The sequence below is a fragment of the Mycobacterium sp. genome (assembly GCF_965277065.1).
GTDB lineage: Bacteria > Actinomycetota > Actinomycetes > Mycobacteriales > Mycobacteriaceae > Mycobacterium.
The window spans coordinates 180755-200040 of the sequence record NZ_CBDIBT010000016.1; the positions used below are offsets into that span (position 1 = coordinate 180755).

The 19286-nt window shown below is 67.3% G+C and carries 18 protein-coding genes; 10 read left to right on the forward strand and 8 right to left on the reverse strand.

Annotated elements, in window-relative coordinates; all coding sequences use genetic code 11:
• Window positions 1–10 precede the first annotated feature (10 nt).
• Both ACQY5A_RS06650 and ACQY5A_RS06655 read right to left on the reverse strand, forming a co-directional pair.
• Window positions 11–2617 carry a LuxR C-terminal-related transcriptional regulator gene (locus ACQY5A_RS06650; protein ID WP_428339593.1) on the reverse strand — a complete coding sequence of 869 codons (2607 nt, stop codon included), beginning with the start codon at window positions 2615–2617 and terminating at the stop codon, window positions 11–13.
• Window positions 2618–2698: 81 nt separating this feature from the next.
• Window positions 2699–3538, reverse strand: a complete 840-nt coding sequence (locus ACQY5A_RS06655; RefSeq protein WP_428339594.1) for a C1 family peptidase — start codon at window positions 3536–3538, stop codon at window positions 2699–2701.
• Window positions 3539–3782: 244 nt separating this feature from the next.
• Here ACQY5A_RS06655 and ACQY5A_RS06660 point away from each other — a divergent pair, with 244 nt between their 5' ends.
• The 4 genes from ACQY5A_RS06660 (at window position 3783) to leuA (ending at window position 8549) form a co-directional block, all read left to right on the forward strand.
• Window positions 3783–4853, forward strand: a complete 1071-nt coding sequence (locus tag ACQY5A_RS06660; RefSeq protein WP_428339595.1) for a hypothetical protein — start codon at window positions 3783–3785, stop codon at window positions 4851–4853.
• Window positions 4854–4972: 119 nt separating this feature from the next.
• Window positions 4973–6025 (forward strand): DUF4185 domain-containing protein, encoded by a 1053-nt coding sequence (locus ACQY5A_RS06665; protein WP_428339926.1) that lies wholly within the window; start codon window positions 4973–4975, stop codon window positions 6023–6025.
• Between the two features lie 29 nt (window positions 6026–6054).
• Window positions 6055–6444, forward strand: a complete 390-nt coding sequence (locus ACQY5A_RS06670; protein WP_428339596.1) for a hypothetical protein — start codon at window positions 6055–6057, stop codon at window positions 6442–6444.
• 182 nt (window positions 6445–6626) lie between these two features.
• Complete coding sequence (gene leuA, locus ACQY5A_RS06675; protein WP_428339927.1) at window positions 6627–8549, forward strand: 2-isopropylmalate synthase; 1923 nt, start codon at window positions 6627–6629, stop codon at window positions 8547–8549.
• Between the two features lie 5 nt (window positions 8550–8554).
• On the opposite strand, the gene ACQY5A_RS06680 is transcribed toward leuA, so the two are convergent.
• On the reverse strand, window positions 8555–9073 hold the full coding sequence (locus tag ACQY5A_RS06680; protein WP_428339597.1) for a hypothetical protein: 519 nt from the start codon (window positions 9071–9073) through the stop codon (window positions 8555–8557).
• Window positions 9074–9485: 412 nt separating this feature from the next.
• Between ACQY5A_RS06680 and ACQY5A_RS06685 the strand changes: the two genes are divergently transcribed.
• From ACQY5A_RS06685 to ACQY5A_RS06695, 3 genes are all read left to right on the forward strand, one after another.
• The gene (locus ACQY5A_RS06685) at window positions 9486–10205 is read left to right on the forward strand and encodes a hypothetical protein (protein WP_428339598.1); all 720 of its coding nucleotides are present in this window, start codon (window positions 9486–9488) and stop codon (window positions 10203–10205) included.
• 26 nt (window positions 10206–10231) lie between these two features.
• Window positions 10232–11095, forward strand: a complete 864-nt coding sequence (locus ACQY5A_RS06690; protein ID WP_428339599.1) for a DUF4397 domain-containing protein — start codon at window positions 10232–10234, stop codon at window positions 11093–11095.
• A gap of 65 nt (window positions 11096–11160) precedes the next feature.
• Complete coding sequence (locus tag ACQY5A_RS06695) at window positions 11161–11730, forward strand: class F sortase (RefSeq protein WP_428339600.1); 570 nt, start codon at window positions 11161–11163, stop codon at window positions 11728–11730.
• Between the two features lie 53 nt (window positions 11731–11783).
• On the opposite strand, the gene ACQY5A_RS06700 is transcribed toward ACQY5A_RS06695, so the two are convergent.
• Window positions 11784–12779 (reverse strand): DEDDh family exonuclease, encoded by a 996-nt coding sequence (locus ACQY5A_RS06700; RefSeq protein ID WP_428339601.1) that lies wholly within the window; start codon window positions 12777–12779, stop codon window positions 11784–11786.
• Window positions 12780–12852: 73 nt separating this feature from the next.
• Here ACQY5A_RS06700 and ACQY5A_RS06705 point away from each other — a divergent pair, with 73 nt between their 5' ends.
• Window positions 12853–14082, forward strand: a complete 1230-nt coding sequence (locus ACQY5A_RS06705; RefSeq protein ID WP_428339602.1) for a MurT ligase domain-containing protein — start codon at window positions 12853–12855, stop codon at window positions 14080–14082.
• The gene (locus ACQY5A_RS06710) at window positions 14075–14779 is read left to right on the forward strand and encodes a type 1 glutamine amidotransferase (RefSeq protein ID WP_428339603.1); all 705 of its coding nucleotides are present in this window, start codon (window positions 14075–14077) and stop codon (window positions 14777–14779) included. Before ACQY5A_RS06705 ends, ACQY5A_RS06710 begins: the two co-directional genes overlap by 8 nt.
• Window positions 14780–14955: 176 nt before the next feature.
• On the opposite strand, the gene recR is transcribed toward ACQY5A_RS06710, so the two are convergent.
• Together recR and ACQY5A_RS06720 are read right to left on the reverse strand one after the other, a co-directional pair.
• Window positions 14956–15567, reverse strand: coding sequence for a recombination mediator RecR (gene recR, locus ACQY5A_RS06715; RefSeq protein ID WP_428339604.1), 612 nt, complete (start codon window positions 15565–15567; stop codon window positions 14956–14958).
• Window positions 15567–15899, reverse strand: a complete 333-nt coding sequence (locus ACQY5A_RS06720) for a YbaB/EbfC family nucleoid-associated protein (protein WP_428339605.1) — start codon at window positions 15897–15899, stop codon at window positions 15567–15569. Before ACQY5A_RS06720 ends, recR begins: the two co-directional genes overlap by 1 nt.
• A gap of 173 nt (window positions 15900–16072) precedes the next feature.
• Here ACQY5A_RS06720 and ACQY5A_RS06725 point away from each other — a divergent pair, with 173 nt between their 5' ends.
• Entirely contained in the window at window positions 16073–16789 is a 717-nt protein-coding gene (locus ACQY5A_RS06725; RefSeq protein ID WP_428339928.1) for an Rv3717 family N-acetylmuramoyl-L-alanine amidase, read from the forward strand.
• Here the strand turns inward: ACQY5A_RS06725 and ACQY5A_RS06730 are convergent.
• Entirely contained in the window at window positions 16786–17223 is a 438-nt protein-coding gene (locus tag ACQY5A_RS06730) for an SRPBCC family protein (RefSeq protein WP_428339606.1), read from the reverse strand. The genes ACQY5A_RS06725 and ACQY5A_RS06730 overlap by 4 nt on opposite strands.
• A 79-nt stretch (window positions 17224–17302) precedes the next feature.
• Window positions 17303–19162, reverse strand: a complete 1860-nt coding sequence (locus tag ACQY5A_RS06735) for a DNA polymerase III subunits gamma/tau (RefSeq protein ID WP_428339607.1) — start codon at window positions 19160–19162, stop codon at window positions 17303–17305.
• Window positions 19163–19286 lie beyond the last annotated feature (124 nt).

The following is a 19286-nucleotide window of genomic DNA, read 5'->3' on the forward strand; positions in this document are numbered from 1 at the left end:
TACCGACGTCTTAGTCGCCCCGGCCCCGGCGGATGACCAGCGCCAGTCCTTCCCGATCGGTGACGTCGAGCTTGATGCAGGCGCGGTAGATGTGACCCTCGACGGTGCGGGTCGAGACCACCAGCCGGTCGGCGATGTCGCGGTTGCTCAGCCCCTGGGCGACGAAGCTGGCGATCTCACGTTCACGAGGGCTCAACGGCAGGGGCTGCGACGCCACCTCGAGCGCCGGGGTACGCGCGCCGCCACATGCCGCAGCGAGCCGGTCCGCGGCCGCGGCAGCATCCAGTGCGTGCCGACGATCGTCGGCCGTCCGGAACAACGCCGCGGCCTGGGCCGCCGCGTCCGCGGCCGACAGCAGCGCCCCGATCGCCTCGAATTGCTTTGCGGCGGAGGATAATCCCACGGCATCCGACGCCAGCAGGGCGGCTGCATAATCGGCGTGGATCTTGGCAAGCTTCCCGCCGATGTTCGTCGCGACGTCGATCAGGCGTTGCAGCGAGGTGAGATCGCCGAATCTGGCCGCATCGTGCAGCGCAAACATCTCCACGGCCCGTTGACCGGAGTCTCTGGCCAGGTCGGCCGCCTCCACCGCGCGGGATATCGCGCCGCTGAGGTGGCCTTCCGCGGCGGCCAGCCAGGCCTCGACAAGGCGGAATTGCGGCTCGAAAACGGCGACGTGAGTGCCGACCTCGCCGCGCAATTCGCTGACGGTCTTCGCGCCTGCGTCGACATTGCCGAGCACACACTGTGATTGCGCCAACAGCATCCCCGCCGGGAAGCTCCACGACGCCGCCGACTCCGCGGCCAATGCCGCGACGGTTTCCTCCATGCGGGGCGCGGCGGCACCGAACCGACCGCGGGCTACCTCGACGGTGCCGACCAGCACATTGGCCATCCCCCACGCCAGATACTGGCCGGGTGAGGAGATCTGGCCGATGTCACCGGATCGCGCCTCAGCCTCGTCGAAGGCGCCGACCAGCGTGAGTGCACGGATCTCGCCGTACGCGGTGGGGTAACGCAGCAGGCCGTCGACTTTGCTCTCGATCTGGCGACCGCGCTCGACAATGGCGGCTGCCTCGTGGACCCGGCCGGTCAGCGCGGCCGCCAGCGTTCCGCCGAAGACCGCCCATTCGACCGCGGGCGGCGACGCGGACGCGTCGTTCAGCACCCGTTGCGACGCCGCGGCGGCCTCGTCGAGCAGGTTCTCGAAAGCGCGAGTGGCCGACGCCACCCCCTCGACGACCAGTCGCAGCGCGGGGTGGCTGACCTGTTGTTGCAGCATGTGCAGGACCTCGTCGGCCCGGGTGGCGTCACCCATCGACCAGTGCAGGTTGGCGATGCGGGCCATGCCCCAGCGCACCAGGTCCAGCTCATTCATGCCGTCCGGGTCGAAGGCGGTCAGGATTTCTTCTGCCGCGGCCGCTTTGCCTTGCCACAGCAGTGACCGCGCCAGCAGCTCGCCGGCGACCAGCCCGCCACCCACGTTCGCCGCGGCACGGGCCAGCCGCTCGGCCAGGGTGATGTTGGTCAGCGAAAAGGCATCCTGTGCGGCGGCGGCGAACAGCTCGGTATCCGCCGTCGAGTCGCTGTCAAGCGCCAACTCCGCCAGCCGAATGCGCTGCGCCGGCAAGTGAACCGGCTTCTTCTGCATCGCGGCGAACAGTTCGCCCTTGAGACGGCGGGTGGCGGCCCGACCCAGGCCACGGCGGATCACTTCGCCGTAGAGGGGATGGGTGAAGCGGACGTCCAGTCCCGGTGCCTCCTCGACGACGCGAATCAGGCCGCGCTTTTCGACGCCCTCGACGGTGTCGGCTCCGACCAGCGAGGACAAGGTGTCCAGGGACAACGGTTCAGCGAACGCCAGCAGCTGCAGGGCGTGCGCCTCGTCCTCGGGCAGTTGCTCGATCCGCGCGTCGAGCAGCGACGCCAACTCCGACGTGACCGCCGTCCGGCCGCGCAACTGCCAGACGCCGCGGACCTGCCGCAGAGTGCCTGCTTCCAGCGCGCCCTCGACGAGATGACGGATGTAGAGCGCATTGCCGCACGATGCCGTCCACATCAGGTCGCCGGACATGCCTTCCAGCCGACCACCGAGCGCGTCCTCGACCAGCCGCAGGCACTGCCGTTTGCTGAACGGGGTGAGCCGCAGCCGTTTGAGGTAGCCGTCCTTCCACAGCGACGTGATCGCATCGGGCACGGCTTCGCCGTCACGGACCGCCGCAACGATCCGCACCGACCCTTCCAGCGCCAGCTGGTGCACCAGCGTCGCTGAGAGGTGGTCGAGCAGGTGCGCGTCATCGACGCCGATGATCGAATGTTCGGCGCTGCGAATCGTTTCACGCGCGGCCGCCAAACCGGCGATCGGATCGCGGGACGCGGCCGGGCCGACCAAGTGCGCGAAGACGCCTAGCGGAATCGACCGGGCGGACTCGGTTCCCGCCACCCAATGCACCGGCGTCGGCAGCGACTGGGTGACCGCCCGGGCCAACGTTGTCTTACCTACCCCGGCATCACCGAACAGCACGATCCCAGCAAAGTCTTGCGTCCCGGCCAGTGCCGAGCGAATGGTGCCGAATTCGTCTTCCCGACGCACGATCGGCCAGGAACGAGTGTCCACGACCAGCAATAATACCGCTACTCCAGACAATCGGTCCGGAGTAGCGGTATTGATCGCAACATTTAACCTGTGCGCCGCCGGTTACGACGAGACAGCCTGGATTGCCCAGAAGTCACTGGCCAGGTGCGCGTGGCTGACCGGTGAGCTGTCGGCGCTGGCTTTCGACCCGGTCAGGTACTGGTAGGGCATGTAAAAGTAGCCGTGGTCACCCCACGACGCGCCCCACGAGTTGCGAACGATGATGTGCCGCTTGGCATCCGAGTAGCCGACAGCCAGCACTGCATGGCCACCGACGACGGCCTCGCCCTTCTTCGGCAGCGGCATCAGGCCGGTGCGCGCAACGGCCTGCGATTCGAAACTCTCGTACACCGTGAACCCGAACACGACCGAGAGGTTCGAGGCGATGGCGTCTTTGAGGTCACCCAGCGTCTGGATCGCCTCGTACCGAACCGCCTTGTCTTTCGTCGCGGCGACGTAGCACCGGTGCGGCGGCTTCACCGCGAACATCCCGATGTTGTACGGCCACAGCGTCTCCGGGCAGACACCTTCGCTGTTGACGACCTTGATGCCATCGCGGATGACGGCGCCCGAGTCGCTGGAAACCGTGCCTTCCAGTGCTCGCTCGTTGTAGTAGACGAACAACCGCGACGGGACGAAGTCGGACATCCCCTGCCGGTCGCGCTCGTACTCCATCGCCCCGGCGATCGCGTTGCCGGTGCATGACCCGAGCTGACCCTGGTCGTAGACCGGCGGCATCTGCGGCCGCAAGTCGTGCTCGGGGGGCAAGCTGGTGAGCCTCGGCGCATACACCATGTCTCGCGAATCCGGCAGCTGCGGCCGCCAGCCATAGCCGCGTACATGACTCCAATCTTGGATCTCGTCAACGGCTTTCACGGGTCGTGTCTCGTGTAGAACGGTCATGGCAACCTCCTGTTTCATGTGATGATCCGCCGACCGTACGAACATCGACTACCGAACGGCATGCGTACTGGACTACCCGACTTCGGGTCGGGCCGCTGGTGCGTCAGCGAGTAGTGCGGGGTCGACAGGTACCGGCGGTTTTTCCGGCCGGAGAACGAGTAGCGCTCTACGCGTGCCGCGGTGTGCAGCGAGCCGGGAGTCTGGGTCCGAATCAGGGGCACCCACCGAGAAGGAAAGATCCGCCATGACACGCGCACACTCTGACGACCACATCGGCCTCGTCGACCGACCCATCACGGGCACCTCGTCGGGCCGGGTGTTCCCGGTCAACGACTATGCGCTCGAACGCATCATCTATCGGGCGCCGCACGCGGGACTGGCGTCGATTCCATGGCCCGATGGACTCGCCCCCGTCGCTGTTCCTTACGGGCAGCCGGCAAACCAGCCGCTGCCCCGCGCCGACGTGGTCGTCGTGACCTGGACGGTGGCCGAGGGGCAAGCGCTGGCCGACGTGCTGACGCCTGGACTGCCGAGCGTCTCGTGGAAGCCCTACGCCCATCGATGGAACGCCTACGAATCCCAGCTGACAAGCCGCTCGCCCGCACGGCAAGCCGGCTGCCTCGGATACGTCGCACAGGCCAAGATCGGCCACGTCAACGTCTTGCTGATCAAGTCCGAGCTGCACCTGGCCACCGACGCGATTTCGGCCCCGATCGTGGCGCTCTGGCAGCAGATCGTCGCCGAAGCGCGGCCGAGCATGATCATCACCACGGGAACCGCCGGCGGTATCGGCGCCTCTACCCAACTCGGTGACGTGTTCGTCGTCACCAACGCAAAGTTCAACTGCACCAAGGATTTCAGATCCAAGCCGTGGGCCCAGCAACTCTTTACGGGTGTCGGGATGCACGCCGATGGTTACGCGGCGATTTTCGGTGGCCTGACGGCGCCCAACTCCGGGAACCTGTGGCCCGTCGCATCGCGGCCGCCGATGCTGAACGTCGGTGCCGGCGGTGTGGAAACCGTCGATTACTTCGGCTTCGCCAACACGGGCGACTCATTCGGGATCGTCCGCAACTATCCCGACGCTCGGACCGAGGAGATGGACGACGCCACCCTCCCGCTGGCACTGTCGAAGCTGCCCAGTCCGCCGTTGTGGTGCTCGATCCGCAATGCCAGCGATCCCCAGGTGTCATCGGACATCGGTGACATCGATGCGCAACGGCGTTGGGCCAACCAGATTTACAAGAAGTTCGGCTATTGGACCACCATCGGGTCGGCTATCGCCACCTGGACCGTCATCGCGAACCTCAGTTGAACCGGACGGCGACCATGACCGCAACCCAGACCCCGAAACCCCCCGCGCGGGCACGACGGCCACGTATCAAACGATCGGCCGCAGTGCCGACCATCCCCGTCGAGGGCTACGTGGGCGATATGACCGGCCCCGGCATCACCGACACGTGGGGTGTGACGGGCACCGACCTCGGCGTCAGCGCAGTGGCTCCCAACGGCAAGCTGGTGTCGGTGTTCGGGGACACCTTCTCCGGCGCAGCCGTCGGGCAGGGCGATTGGCGTGCGCCGGTGGCACTGCTCGGCTGCGGCGACACAAACAACCGCATCCAGTACACCTGCGCCGCCGGCGCCAATCCTGGCTATGCACAACAGTTGTGGTCCTACGTGCATGACAACCCCCCGTGGAATCAAGGTGGAATCAGCACGATGATCCCTTCGGACCTACTCGTCGTCGGGGAGACCATGTATCTGCATGCCATCGTCAACCGCGGCTTCGGCAACGTCATCTGGACCGGAATCTGGTCCTCCACCGACAACGGCGCAAGCTGGCTGGAAATGGGTCCGAAGGCGACATTTCCCGCATCACTGCACAACGGCTACGCGCAGTTGTGGTCGTGGGACTTCAACCCCGACGACGGTTGGGTGTACGTCGCTTCCACCGGGTTTCAACGAGACAAGGGCATCATCTTGCGGCGCGTGCGACCCGCCGATGTCGGCAACATGTGCCAATACTCCGGTTGGGGGTGGGACGGCAATCAATGGGGGTGGGACAACGCACCCACCCCCATCACCCCTCCGGCCGAAACCTGGGGCGAACTGACGTTGCGGCGGCTGGACACCGGCAGGTGGATCCTCGGCGGATTCCTGTCGTCGAGTTACTTACTGGCATATCGCACGATCGACTCGCCGACCGCGAATCTTTACGATGCGCCCCTGCAGGCGCCCCTGGTCGGGACGGGGTGGGACACGCAAGACTTGGCCAACAATCGGGTAGCGCAGTTGTATGGCGGGTACGTCCTTCCGGGTGCACAACTGAATATTCGGGGCGGCGTCGGCGTGGTGGTCTCCCAGTGGGACACCGCGACAGGATGGCCGTACCGCACGATGCAGTTCAAGGTGACCCTCGCAGACACCACACTCACCGCAGCGGCACCTCAAGCCCCGCGGGGGAGGAAGATCTCTTCCGGCGTTTGATATCAAGGTGTCGAGGAGAGGTAGAAGCGATGGCCAATGATCCCGCGGTGCTGTGGGGAGACGAACCCGACGAGCACGACTACCCGGCGGCGGCGGATTACCTGGCTCTGCTGGCTACGGCAGCGCAGATCGGCGAGATCGTGTCGGCACTCAAACAGTCCCCGGTGGTACACAAAAAAGCCAAGGACCTGCTGCGTGCTTCCCAGCTGGCTCTGTTGCCGAAAGACAACCCGCATGTGCAGCAGGACCTGCAGAAGATCAAGAAGGGCAAACGCCTCTCGCCGATCCTCGTCGTGCGCGGCGACCTCGACGCCGGAGTCGCCCTGCAGATCGCCGACGGCTACCACCGGGTGTGCGCGAGTTACTACACCGATGAGAACACCGACATCCCGGTCCGGATCGTCCCGGCGAGGAAGTAGCCGTCAGGGGTTTTGGCGCGGTAAAGTACGACGCGTGCAGAGGGTGCTCCTCCTCGGACGCCGCGACGGGGCCTGATCCAGACCGGCTTCCTGTCGCGGGTGTTCGCGATGCGCCGGTCTAAGCCTCACCAGGGCGCCCTTTCTAACCCGGAGCAATCACCGTGACAAGCTATTCCACACCGTTGGCCGAATCCCCCGACGCGTTCAATTCCAGCCACACCATCACCCAACCCTCGGGTCCGTCCAATGCCGGCCAGCCCGCGTGGAACACCCAGCGCGGATCGTCGATGCCGGTAAGCCGGTACCGACCGTTCGCCGACGAGGTCGAGCCCATCCGGTTGGCCGACCGCACCTGGCCAGACCGGGTCATCGACACCGCGCCGTTGTGGTGCGCAGTAGACCTGCGGGACGGCAATCAGGCGCTGATCGACCCGATGAGTCCGGCCCGCAAGCGCCGCATGTTCGACCTGTTGGTCCGGATGGGCTATAAGGAGATCGAGGTTGGTTTCCCGTCGGCAAGCCAGACCGATTTCGACTTCGTTCGCGAAATCATCACCGAGGGTGCGATTCCCGAGGATGTGACCATCCAGGTGCTGACCCAGTGCCGGCCCGAGTTGATCGAGCGAACCTTTGAGGCGTGCCACGGCGCCGCCCAAGCCATCGTGCACTTCTACAACTCGACGTCGATCCTGCAGCGCCGCGTGGTGTTTCGGGCCGACCGCGCCGCGGTGCAGGCGATCGCCACCGAGGGTGCCCGCAAATGCGTCGAGGAGGCCGCCAAATACCCTGGCACGCAATGGCGTTTCGAGTACTCGCCGGAGTCTTACACCGGTACCGAACTCGACTACGCCAAGCAGGTCTGCGACGCGGTCGGCGACATCATCGAGCCCACGCCGGAAAATCCGATCATCTTCAACCTGCCGGCCACCGTCGAGATGGCCACCCCGAACGTCTACGCCGACTCGATCGAGTGGATGAGCCGCAACCTGAACCGTCGTGACTCGGTCATCTTGAGCCTGCACCCGCACAACGATCGCGGAACTGCCGTCGCCGCAGCCGAATTGGGTTTTGCTGCCGGGGCCGACCGGATCGAGGGTTGCCTGTTCGGCAACGGTGAACGCACCGGAAACGTCTGCCTGGTGACGCTGGGGCTCAACCAGTTCTCCCGCGGCGTCGACCCACAGATCGACTTCTCCAACATCGACGAGATCCGACGCACGGTCGAGTACTGCAACCAGTTGCCGGTGCCCGAACGTCACCCCTACGGCGGCGATCTGGTGTACACCGCGTTCTCCGGCAGCCACCAGGATGCGATCAACAAGGGCCTGGACAGCATGAAGGTCGCCGCCGACGAAGCCGGCTCCGATGTCGACGACATGCTGTGGCAGGTGCCCTATCTGCCGATCGATCCCCGCGATGTCGGTCGTACCTATGAAGCGGTGATCCGGGTCAACTCACAGTCCGGCAAGGGCGGGGTGGCCTACATCATGAAGGCCGACCACGGGCTGGCGCTGCCGCGGCGGTTGCAGATCGAGTTCTCCAAGGTGATCCAAAACATCGCAGAGGGCTCAGCCGGGGCCGGCGGCGAGGTCACCCCCAAGGAGATGTGGGATGCCTTCAACGAGGAGTACATCGCGCCGATCCGCCCGCTGGAGCGAATGAAACAGCGCGTCGACGCCTCCGAAGAGGACCACGGCGTCACTCGGATCGCCGCGACGGTGAAGGTCGACGGCGCCGAGACTGAGATCACCGGCTCGGGCAACGGACCCCTGGCCGCGTTCGTTGACGCGCTGGCCAGCATCGACATCGACGTGTCGGTGCTGGATTACTCCGAGCACGCGATGAGCGGCGGCGAGGACGCGCAGGCCGCGGCGTACGTCGAGGCGTCGGTGAGGATCGCAAGGCCGGCGGAGCCGGGCGAAGCGGGTCCTCGCCCATCAGGCCCGGTGAGGATCGCAAGGCCGGCGGAGCCGGGCGAAGCGGGTCCTCGCCCAACAGGCCCTGTCGGCGGTCAGACGGTGTGGGGCGTCGGCATCGCGCCGTCGATCACCACTGCGTCGCTGCGTGCGGTGGTGTCGGCGGTCAACCGTGCTGCGCGGAACTGAAGAAGTCAGGCCGAGACCTTGGCCAGCAGCATTCCGGCCAGGGTCTGGGCTTGGGCGCAACTGTCGGCGCCGATGATCAGGTAGATCCAGCCCTTGAGCACATCGACGGTCGCGGGTGGCGCCACGAAACAGAACGCCTGATCGCCCAGCCCGGGGACGTTCTGGACCCTGCCAGCGCTCTGCTTGTTGACAGCAAACCCCTTGGCCTGCGAATCGAGGCATGTCTGGTCGACGGGCTTGCCGTCGATGCAGTACTCGTTGTTCCAATACAGCTTGAAGCTGACGTCGTTGCCCGCCGTCGGGATCGAGGTGCACTGTGCCTCACTCGGCGACTGGCTGCCCTCGGCGGCAGGGAACGCGCTGCCCATCACCCGGCTGATGTCGGCCGCGCTGAGCAGGCCGCAGAAGTTTTCCGGAACGTGCACACCGGCCGTTTTGGACGAGCCGTCGTTGTGCGAGCACGCGCACACCGTCACCAGGAGTGCGAGCGTTTTCACACAGCGTGCCAACGGTTTCACTGCCACACGGCGAATGGTGATCGGCATAGCCTCGATCCTGTCAGCTTCGGCCCCTCGATCGCTGGCCCCACACCTAGGCCTTACGGCGAGTCAGTCTGACCGTCCGGTTGCTCGGCGTTGAGTTCCGGCTGTCTGGATTAACCCGCCAGTTGATTGGTTATAACTACTTAACCTTTGAGTGTGGGTTGGTAACTGGTTCCCCCGCCAGCTCTGGCCTGCTCGGATGGGCGAGCCGATGCAGCATTCTGTCGCCCGTGGCGGCCACCGGTCACAACCGGCCGACCTTAGGCATGCCGAGCAGTCCCAGCAGCCAATAGCAGGCCGGCATCGCGCTTCGGCTAATTCCCGGCGCCGTAATGCGGGTGTCGCGCTGTCCGTGCTGGTCGGGCTCGCGCTTGTGATCCACGCGGGATGGTTGGTGTTCAACCACACGAGTGCAGCATCTCGGCCATACCCGCCGTTCGAGAGAACGCAGCGGCACGCGGCCGCCGCCGCGGACGACTGGATCCGGGCCAACGTGCCGGCCGGGACACACCTGCTCGCCGACGGATTCGACCCTCCGGCGGGTTACCAGCCGGTGCCATTGGAGACGGCCGGGTCGAACTGGAAGAACTACCGCTACCTGGTCACCTCGACGACATCTGATCCGTTGACCGACTCGGCGTTGAGCACGGTGTGGAAGTCGTCGACCCCGGTGGCGATTTTCAGCGGCGTCGAGGTCCGCTTCGTGCTTGCCCGCACGTCGCCGGATGAGATTCGCCGCAACCACGACACCGACCGAACCGAGCGACTGCAGGCCGGCGCGGCGCTGCAGGACAACCCACACCTGATGTCGTCTCCGACGGCGAAGGACATGCTCGCGGCCGGGCAACTCGACCTGCGCGCCGCCGCGGTGTTGACCGCCCTCGTCATGCAGGTGCCGTTCGCACTCAACGAGATCGTCGTCGTCGCGCCCGAAGCCGCTGCCGAGATGCCGGCCCGCTCCGTCACGGTCTACAGCTCAGATCCTGCCGGTTTCACCCGGGCGCTCAGCGGTGTCGTCACGTCGATGGCACCCGATCAGGTCACGGTCGGGGAAAACGGTGCGATCGGGCTGCACTGGCCGCTCAGCGTTACGCCGATGCCATCGGTGAATTGATTCCGTTCAATGTGAAGGAGTTCGCAATGCACACCCACACCATTCCGGCACTGGCGGGCTGTGTCGCAGCTGTCGCGTTGAGCGTTGCGCCGGCGAGCGCCGCGCCCGCACCGGGCCAGGCGGCCATGGTCCGCGGCGCACATTTCTCCCCCGACACACCCTCGGTGGACGTCTACCTGACCAGCTTCGCCGGTGGCACAACCACATTGGCGTTGTCCAACGTCGGGTACGGCGACGTCAGCAAATACCAACGCCTCGAGCCGGGCCTGTACACCGTCGGTATGCGACCGGCCGGTGCCAGCCCGTCCACTCCGGTGGTGTTCAGCTGGAAACTCGACGCCAAGCCCGGGGCCGCGTTCACCGCAATGGCCATCGGGTTGAACAAATCGCTGCAGGGGCGGGTCCTGCCGGACGACTTGACTCCGCCACCGACCGGCCAGTCTCGCGTCCGGATCATCCAGGCCGCCGATCGAGCCCCGGCGGCCCATGTGGCGGCTGAGAAAGGCCCGGTCTTCGGCGACAGGGTGCCGTTCGCGGCGACGACGGACTACGCGCCGTTCCCGGCCGGCAGCTTCCCGGTGACCGTGAGTTCGGCGGATAACCCCAGAGTCACCGCCACGACCAACATCACGCTGTCCGCCGGCCACGACGGCAGCATCGTCGTGCTGGACGACTCCAAGCAGGGCATTTCAGTGCGGTTCGTCGACGACGCCGTCGGGACGGATCTACCGCCGGCCGGGCCGGTCGCGACCGGAGGTGGCGGCACCGCCGCCGCGCCCGGACGGGGGTCGACGGTGAGCGCCGCAGCGTGGACGGTCGCGGGCTTGACGTTCGCGGCGACCGTCGCGTTGGCCGGTGCGGCCTTGCGACGCCCACGCACGCAGCTGTGACTACTGCCGGGCGACATCGCCTTTCACGTGATCGGAGCGGGCGTTCGCGAACGCTGATGATGTTGATGGCGATGCTGTGCGGCGCCAGCGCGGCGCTGGCGTGGACCGCCGGGCACACCGACTTCGCGGCGGCGACGGCGATCACCTCGTCGGAGTCCGGGCCCGTTCTGGTGGCGCACACGCCGGTTCGGGCCGGGCCGCATCCGGTGCGGATCATCGTCCCGACGATCGGGGTGAACGCCGACATTGAACCGTTGCATCAGGCGGCCGACGGCACCCTCGACGTTCCGCCGCATTGGACCGACGCCGGCTGGTACGCCGACGGCGTGGTGCCTGGCCAACAGGGTCCGGCGGTGATCGTGGGCCATGTCGATTCGCGCAACGGCCCGGCGGTCTTCTACCACCTACCCAGGTTGCGGCGCGGTGACGAGGTGCTCGTGGAAACCAGCGACGGCCAGAGCCATCGTTTCGTCGTCGACACCACGCATGCCTTTTCGAAGACCGACTTTCCCACCCAGTTTGTCTACGGACCGACCCCGCTGGCGGAACTCCGGCTGATCACCTGCACCGGGTCATTCGACCGGTCGACCCACAACTACAGCGAGAACCTGGTCGTCACTGCGTACGCGGCGTGACTAGAAACGCCCAGCGACGATGCAGAGCGTAGCGATGCGGAGGAGCTGGGCAGCTAGAACAAAGCGAACTGCTCACCCGCGGCTGCCATCTCGGTGCCTCCCGCCACCGCGCCGACGCAATTCATGAACGTCGTGTCGGCCAGCAGCGGCACACCCAGTTCATGGGCCTGGTAACCCTTGCCGCGAGTCGGGCGGTGTTCGTTGCAGATCACCAGCGAGGTTTCCTGGTCCACCGCGTCGGCATAGGCCAGACCGGCATGCAGAATCCGCTCGACCAGCTCGTCGTGAGTCCGCTGCACCTCAGCGGCCAGCGCGACCCGCATACCCTGCCTCAGCGGCCCGCCGTCGACGTAGGGACCCGGGTTCGGGTACGGGCAGGGCACTCGCGACGCCAGCACCTTCAACGGCCTCAGCTCCTCGTGGGTGACCCGGCCGCTCGGCCAGCGCCGGCGGGTGACCGGGCGGACCGGCAGCCAGACCTCGCGCTCGCGGGCCCGCTGGAGCGAGGCGGCCAGCACATCGGTCAGCACCACGGCGTCGTCGAATGCGTCGTGGGCGCGCCGCTGCGTCACGCCCCAGTGCGAGGCCAGTGTCTCCAGCCGCAGGTTCTCGGTGCCCAGTTCCAGGCGGCGGGCCAGCTCGACGGTGCACATGACGCTGTCGATCGGTAGCTCGACCTCGGCCAGTTCGGCCTCCGCAGTGAGGAAGCCGTAGTCGAACGCGACGTTGTGCGCGACCAGCGTTCGACCGCGGACGAGTTCGACCACGTCGCCGACGATCTCGCTGAACTGCGGCTGGTCCTCGAGCATCTCGGCGGTCAGGCCGTGGATGTGGGTAGGGCCCGGATCGACGCCCGGATTGAGCAGGCTGACCACGGACTGCTCGACGCGGCCGTCGGCGTCGAGCGCGAGCACCGCGAGGCTGATGACGCGGGCGCTGCCGGGTTTGAAGCCGGAGGTCTCGACGTCGATGACGGCCCAGCCCGCGCCCGGCTCGGTGACCGGCCGGCCCCAGGGCCCTGCCTTCAGCGCCGTCGCACTGTCCCGCATGAACCGAGGATTTCACGACCGGCCGACATCGCCGGGCCGCTGCGCGCCGTGTCGGGAGAGATAACCTTTTTTCGTGATCAACGCCCGGGGACGAGTCGCCCTTGCCGCCGGCGCCGGCGCGCGCTGGGCGTCCCGGATGACCGGCCGCGGAGCCGGGGCGATGATAGGCGGCCTGGTCGCGATGACCCTTGACTCCTCGATCCTGCGCCAGCTCGGCACGGGCCGGCGCTCGGTCGTCGTCACCGGCACCAACGGCAAGTCGACCACCACCCGGATGACCGCGGCTGCCCTGCGAACCCTCGGAGCCGTCGCCACCAACGCCGAGGGCGCCAACATGGATGCCGGCCTGATCGCCGCGTTGGCCGCGGACCGGACCGCTGCGCTGGCCGTGCTCGAGGTCGACGAGATGCACGTGCCGCACGTCGCGGACGCCGTTGAGCCGGCCGTGGTCATCCTGCTGAACCTGTCCCGCGACCAGTTGGACCGTGTCGGCGAGATCAACGTGATCGAGCGCCGGTTGCGGGCCGGGCTGGCCGCGCACCCCCGCGCGGTGGTCGTTGCCAACTGTGACGACGTGCTGATGACCTCGGCCGCCTACGACCACACCAACGTGACCTGGGTCGCTGCGGGCGGCAGTTGGGCGGCTGACTCGGTCAGCTGCCCGCGCAGCGGCGAGGTCATCGTCCGCGACCACGGGCACTGGTATTCCACCGGTGCCGACTTCAAGCGGCCCAGCCCGCAATGGTGGTTCGACAACGAAACCCTCTACGGCCCAGACGGATTGGCGCTACCGATGCACCTTGCGCTGCCCGGCGCAGTGAACCGCGGTAACGCCGCGCAGGCGGTGGCCGCCGCCTGCGCGCTGGGTGCCGACCCGGTCGCCGCGGTGGCCGCGGTGGCCGGTGTGGACGAGGTCGCCGGCAGGTACCGGACCATCCAGGTCGGCGCGCATGCGGTACGCATGCTGTTGGCCAAGAATCCGGCCGGCTGGCAGGAAGCGCTGTCGATGGTGAGCAAGGACGCGGCCGGGGTGGTGATCGCGGTCAACGGGCAGGTGCCCGACGGCGAGGACTTGTCGTGGCTGTGGGATGTGCGCTTCGAACACTTCGAGCAAACGTCCGTCGTAGCGGCCGGCGAACGTGGCACCGACCTGGCGGTGCGACTGGGATATGCGGACGTGGAACACACGCTCGTGCACGACACCGTGGCCGCGATCGCGTCGTGCCCGCCGGGACCCGTCGAGGTGGTCGCCAATTACACCGCGTTCCTGCAGTTGCAGCGGCGATTGGCCCGCCATGGCTGACTCGGCGGCGCGGATCGGCCTGGTGCTGCCCGATGTGATGGGCACCTACGGCGACGGTGGCAATGCGGCGGTGCTGCGACAGCGACTGCGCCTGCGGGGGATCGCCGCGGAGATCGTCGAGATCACGCTGGCCGATGCGGTGCCCGACAGCCTCGACCTGTACACCCTCGGCGGTGCCGAGGACTACGCGCAGCGGCTGGCCACCAAGCACCTGATCCGCTACCCGGGGCTGCAGCGCGCCGCGGGCCGCGGCGCGCCGGTGCTGGCGATCTGCGCGGCCATCCAGGTGCTCGGCCACTGGTACGAGACGTCGGCGGGTGAGCGGGTCGACGGTGTGGGTCTGCTCGACCTGACCACCACGCCGCAGCCCACGCGCACGATCGGCGAGCTGGTCACCGCGCCGCTGCTGGCCGGGTTGACCGCGCCGTTGACCGGCTTCGAAAACCACCGGGGCGGAACGGTTCTCGGCAATGCAGCGGCGCCGCTCGGCGCGGTGCGCAGGGGCGCCGGCAACCGCTTGGGCGATGGCATCGACGGCGCGGTGCAGGGCAGCGTGTTCGCGACCTACATGCACGGACCCTGCTTGGCCCGCAATCCCGAGTTCGCCGACCTACTACTCGGCAAGGTGGTCGGTGACCTTACGCCGCTGGATCTACCCGAAGTGGAGCTGCTGCGACGGGAACGGTTGCGGGCTTAGCTTCGTCACACCAGCCTCGCGGGTACTAGAGGTCGGGGGCACTCTTTTTCCGTTTCATGACCACATGCGATATCGCGGACCGTGGTGATATCGCATGTGGTCACGTTTCGAAACAGTGAGCGTGACCTCGCCCAGGTGCCAGAGTTGCCGATGTGACGGCTGCTGTTTCGCGGAGCTCAGACCATGGCGCGGCGGCCGGTCAGCGCGCGCCCCAGGGTCAGCTCGTCGGCGAATTCCAGGTCGCCGCCCATCGGCAAACCGGAGGCGATCCGGCTGACGGTCAGGCCGGGAATGTCGCGCAGCATCCGGACCAGGTAGGTGGCCGTCGCTTCGCCTTCGGTGTTCGGGTCGGTCGCGATGATCACCTCGGTGATGTCGACCCCGTCGATCTGCTCGCCAATCCGGTTCAGCAACTCGCGAATCCGCAACTGGTCCGGCCCGACACCGGACAGCGGATCCAGTGCACCGCCCAGCACGTGGTAGCGCCCACGGAATTCGCGGGTGCGCTCGACGGCCTGGATGTCCTTGGGTTCTTCGACCACGCAGACCTGCGTACCGTCGCGGCGCGGGTCCGCGCAGATGCGGCAGCGCTCGTCGTCGGAGACGTTGCCGCACACTGCGCAAAATCGCACGCCGTTGCGGACCTTGGCCAGCACCGCGGTCAGCCGGTCGATGTCCGGCGGCTCAACCGACAGCAAGTGAAAAGCGATGCGCTGGGCGCTCTTTGGCCCGATACCCGGCAGCTTGCCGAGCTCGTCGATCAGATCCTGGACCGGTCCTTCGAACATCAGCCCTGCGGTGCGCCTAGTGAACCCATCCCGCCGGCCAGCGGTCCGAGCTGTTGCTGCGCGAGAGTGGTCACCTGCTGGGCGGCGTCACCGAGCGCGCCGACCAGCAAGTCCTGCAGCGTCTCGACGTCGTCGGGGTCGACGACTTTGGGGTCGATCTTCACCGCGATCACCTCTCCACTGCCCTTGACGGTGACTTCCACCAGATCGCCGCCGGCTTTGCCCACCACCTCGGAGTCGATCAGCCGCTGCTGAGCCTCCATCAGCTTCGCCTGCATCTGCTGAGCCTGCGCGAGCAAGGCCGACATGTCGGGCTGGCCTCCGGGTTGCATGACAGTCCCCTTGCGTATTGGTATCGACTTGATTGCGCCTGCGCGGTGCGGGCGGTTCAGAGTTCCAAGCGTAGACGGCGCAGGGCTAACGTGGCGGCGTGCGCATACCTCACCGACTGCGTGTCCCCTGTCGCCTGCGTGGCGCGGCCTCTGCGGCTTTGGCCGCGGTGGGCATGATCACCCTCGTTACCGTCACCCCGGCCCCGCCGAGCGCGACGGCCGCACCCGGCAGCATCGCCGGCATGATCGTGTTCCTCGATCCCGGTCACAACGGCGCCAACGACGGATCCATCAGCCGTCAGGTGCCCACCGGCCGCGGCGGCACCAAGGACTGCCAGGCCAGCGGAACCACGACCAACGACGGCTACCCGGAACACACCTTCACCTGGGACACCACCCTGCGTCTTCGCGCCGCGCTCAGCGCGTTGGGTGCGCGGACAGCGATGTCGCGCGGCGACGACTCGACCGTCGGGCCCTGCGTCGACCAGCGCGCCGCGATGGCCAACGCGTTGCACCCGAACGCGATCGTCAGCATCCATGCCGACGGCGGACCGCCGGGCGGACGGGGTTTTCACGTCAACTACTCGGCGCCGCCGCTCAACCCGGCCCAGGCCGGGCCCGCGGTTCAGTTCGCCCGGGTCATGCGTGACCAGATGCAGGCATCGGGCATTCCGCCGGCCAGCTACATCGGCCAGGACGGCCTCTACGGGCGTTCAGACCTGGCCGGACTGAACTTGGCGCAGTACCCCTCGGTCCTGGTCGAATGTGGCAACATGAAGAACCCGGTCGACTCAGCGCTGATGGAAAGCCCCGACGGACGGCAGAAATACGCCGACGCGGTGGCCCGCGGTGTCGCAGCCTTCCTCGGGGGCCAGGCCGCCGCCCACTAGGTTTCGATTTCCTTCTTCAGATTGGCCAGCACCTCGGCCTGAATTTTCTTCAGGCCGAGCGGCGCGAAAGTCTTCTCGAAGAACCCCTTCACTCCGCCGGCGCCCGTCCACGTCGTGGTGACCGTGACGCTGGAGCCGGGTCCGGCGGGAGCCACCGTCCAGTTGGTGACCAGGGTCGAGTTGGCGTCTTTCTCGATGACGGCGTGGCCGGCGACATCCACGCTGGCCTTGATGTCGCGCACGCGTGACTTGGTGGCCTGCAGCTTCCAACTGGCGACGGTTCCCTGCCCCTGTCCGCCTTCGAGCACCCGGTAGTCGTGGTAGTGCGAGGACAGGATCTTCGGCCGGACTTCCCGATAATCACCAACGGCGGTCAGCACGGCGCCGGGCTCAGCATTGATCAGGATCGTGCTGGCTGCACTGACGTGTCCCATTAGACGTAACTCCTCTGCGCGGGCTGGTATCGCCCGACCAGCGTATAGGTGGCCGCTCGATCCTCAGGCGCACGGCGTTCTACGGGTCGTCGATCCGGCGCGCGCCCAGTTCGGTCTGCAGAAGCTCCAGCGCGGCTTCTTCGGGATCGCGGCGCGGAGCCGACGCGTCGTCCTGATTGGCCTCGGCCAGCAGGCTTTCTTCCTCGGCACGCTGATCCGATTCGTCATCGGCCGTCGCTTCGGCCGGCGAAGGCGGCGGGACCACTCGGTGAGGACGCTCGACTGGAGTCGGCGGCGCGGGCGGTGCCTCGGGTGCAGCCGCCGCGGCCGGTCCGCCGGCTTCACAGCGCACCCGCCAATTGACGCCCAGCGCATCTTTGAGTGCCTCGGCGATGACGTCGGCGTTGCGCTGTTCGCTCAACCGCTTGGCCAGCGGTGCCGATTCATGGCTCAACACCAAGGTGTCGCCCTCGACCGCGCGAACGGTGGCGTCGGCCAGCATTGCCTCGGTGCTGCGGCTGCGTTGCCGTACCTTGTCACGCACCGTCGGCCACAAGGTGCGGACGGCGGGCGCGTTCGGTTCGGCCGAGCCCACCGCCGGTGCGATCTCCTCGACCGGGGCGGGCTCCACCGGGGTGGTCTCAGCCGGTGCCGGCTCAGGAGGACTGGGCGCGGGCTCCGGTTCGGCAGCCACGACCGGAGGCGGCGGTGACGGCTGGGCGGGCGCAGCGGACGATCGCACGAACGCGGGTTGTTGCACCGGCTGGTCGGTCTGCGGGATGGACATGTCCAGCCTGGTCTCGATCCGCTCGACACGTTGCAGCAGAGCCGGTTCGGTGTCGCTGGCCGACGGCAGCAACAGCCGGGCGCAGATCACCTCGAGCAGCAGGCGCGGCGCCGTCGCGCCGCGCATCTCGGTCAGGCCGGCGTGCACGACCTCGGCGTAGCGGGTCAGCGTCGCCGGGCCCATCCTGGCCGCCTGCTCGCGCATCCGATCCAGCACGTCCTCGGGCGCATCGACCACCCCGCGAGTCGTGGCATCCGGAACAGCCTGCAGGACAAGCAGATCCCGGAACCGCTCCAGCAGATCGGTGGCAAAACGACGAGGGTCGTGACCGGCGTCGATCACCGATTCCACCGCGCCGAACGTCGCCGCAGCATCCCCGGCGCCCAGCGCGTCGACGGCCTCGTCGATCAGGGCCACGTCCGTGGCACCCAGCAGCCCGAGCGCCCGCTGATAGTTGACCCGATTTCCGTCGGCGCCGGCCAGCAGCTGATCGAGCACCGACAACGTGTCGCGCGGCGAGCCACCGCCGGCGCGGATCACCAGCGGGAAGACGGCGTCGTCGACGACCACGTCCTCCTGCGCGCAGATCCGCTCGACGAGTCCGCGCATCGTCCGCGGCGCCAACAGCCGGAACGGGTAGTGGTGCGTGCGCGAGCGGATGGTTGGCAGCACTTTCTCCGGCTCGGTGGTAGCGAACACGAAGATGAGGTGGTCGGGCGGCTCCTCGACGATCTTGAGCAGCGCGTTGAACCCGGCCGTGGTCACCATGTGCGCCTCGTCGACGATGAACACCCGGTAGCGTGACTGGGCCGGCGCATAGAACGCGCGGTCCCGCAGCTCACGGGTGTCGTCGACGCCACCGTGGCTGGCCGCGTCGAGTTCGACCACGTCGATGCTGCCGGGCCCGTTGGGCGCCAGGCCGACGCAGGAGTCGCAGACCCCGCAGGGCGTCGCCGTCGGCCCCTGTTCGCAGTTCAGCGAGCGGGCCAGGATGCGCGCCGAGGACGTCTTGCCGCACCCACGTGGGCCGGAGAACAGGTAAGCGTGATTGATTCGGCCGGCGGTCAGCGCCGTCGAGAGTGGCACGGTGACGTGCTCCTGCCCCACCACTTCGGCGAAGTTCGCGGGGCGGTATTTCCGGTAAAGAGCCACGGACAGAAGGCTACCGAGGGCCGGTGACTACTACCGGGCGGGGCGGAGTCGAAGCGACGTGTTGAGTCTGCGGTCAGGGCGCAGTTCACTCGTGCTTATTCGCCGCCAACGCAGGGTGAACGCG

Excerpts from the sequence above, each read along its gene's own strand:
- ACQY5A_RS06655 (WP_428339594.1), bottom strand. The coding sequence starts at position 3,538 with ATGACCGTTCTACACGAGACACGACCCGTGAAAGCCGTTGACGAGATC.
- ACQY5A_RS06670 (WP_428339596.1), top strand. The coding sequence starts at position 6,055 with ATGGCCAATGATCCCGCGGTGCTGTGGGGAGACGAACCCGACGAGCAC.
- ACQY5A_RS06710 (WP_428339603.1), top strand. The coding sequence starts at position 14,075 with ATGGCTGACTCGGCGGCGCGGATCGGCCTGGTGCTGCCCGATGTGATG.
- ACQY5A_RS06695 (WP_428339600.1), top strand. The coding sequence starts at position 11,161 with ATGGCGATGCTGTGCGGCGCCAGCGCGGCGCTGGCGTGGACCGCCGGG.
- ACQY5A_RS06660 (WP_428339595.1), top strand. The coding sequence starts at position 3,783 with ATGACACGCGCACACTCTGACGACCACATCGGCCTCGTCGACCGACCC.
- recR (WP_428339604.1), bottom strand. The coding sequence starts at position 15,567 with ATGTTCGAAGGACCGGTCCAGGATCTGATCGACGAGCTCGGCAAGCTG.
- ACQY5A_RS06730 (WP_428339606.1), bottom strand. The coding sequence starts at position 17,223 with ATGGGACACGTCAGTGCAGCCAGCACGATCCTGATCAATGCTGAGCCC.
- ACQY5A_RS06725 (WP_428339928.1), top strand. The coding sequence starts at position 16,073 with ATGATCACCCTCGTTACCGTCACCCCGGCCCCGCCGAGCGCGACGGCC.
- ACQY5A_RS06700 (WP_428339601.1), bottom strand. The coding sequence starts at position 12,779 with ATGCGGGACAGTGCGACGGCGCTGAAGGCAGGGCCCTGGGGCCGGCCG.
- ACQY5A_RS06690 (WP_428339599.1), top strand. The coding sequence starts at position 10,232 with ATGCACACCCACACCATTCCGGCACTGGCGGGCTGTGTCGCAGCTGTC.
- ACQY5A_RS06720 (WP_428339605.1), bottom strand. The coding sequence starts at position 15,899 with ATGCAACCCGGAGGCCAGCCCGACATGTCGGCCTTGCTCGCGCAGGCT.
- ACQY5A_RS06665 (WP_428339926.1), top strand. The coding sequence starts at position 4,973 with ATGACCGGCCCCGGCATCACCGACACGTGGGGTGTGACGGGCACCGAC.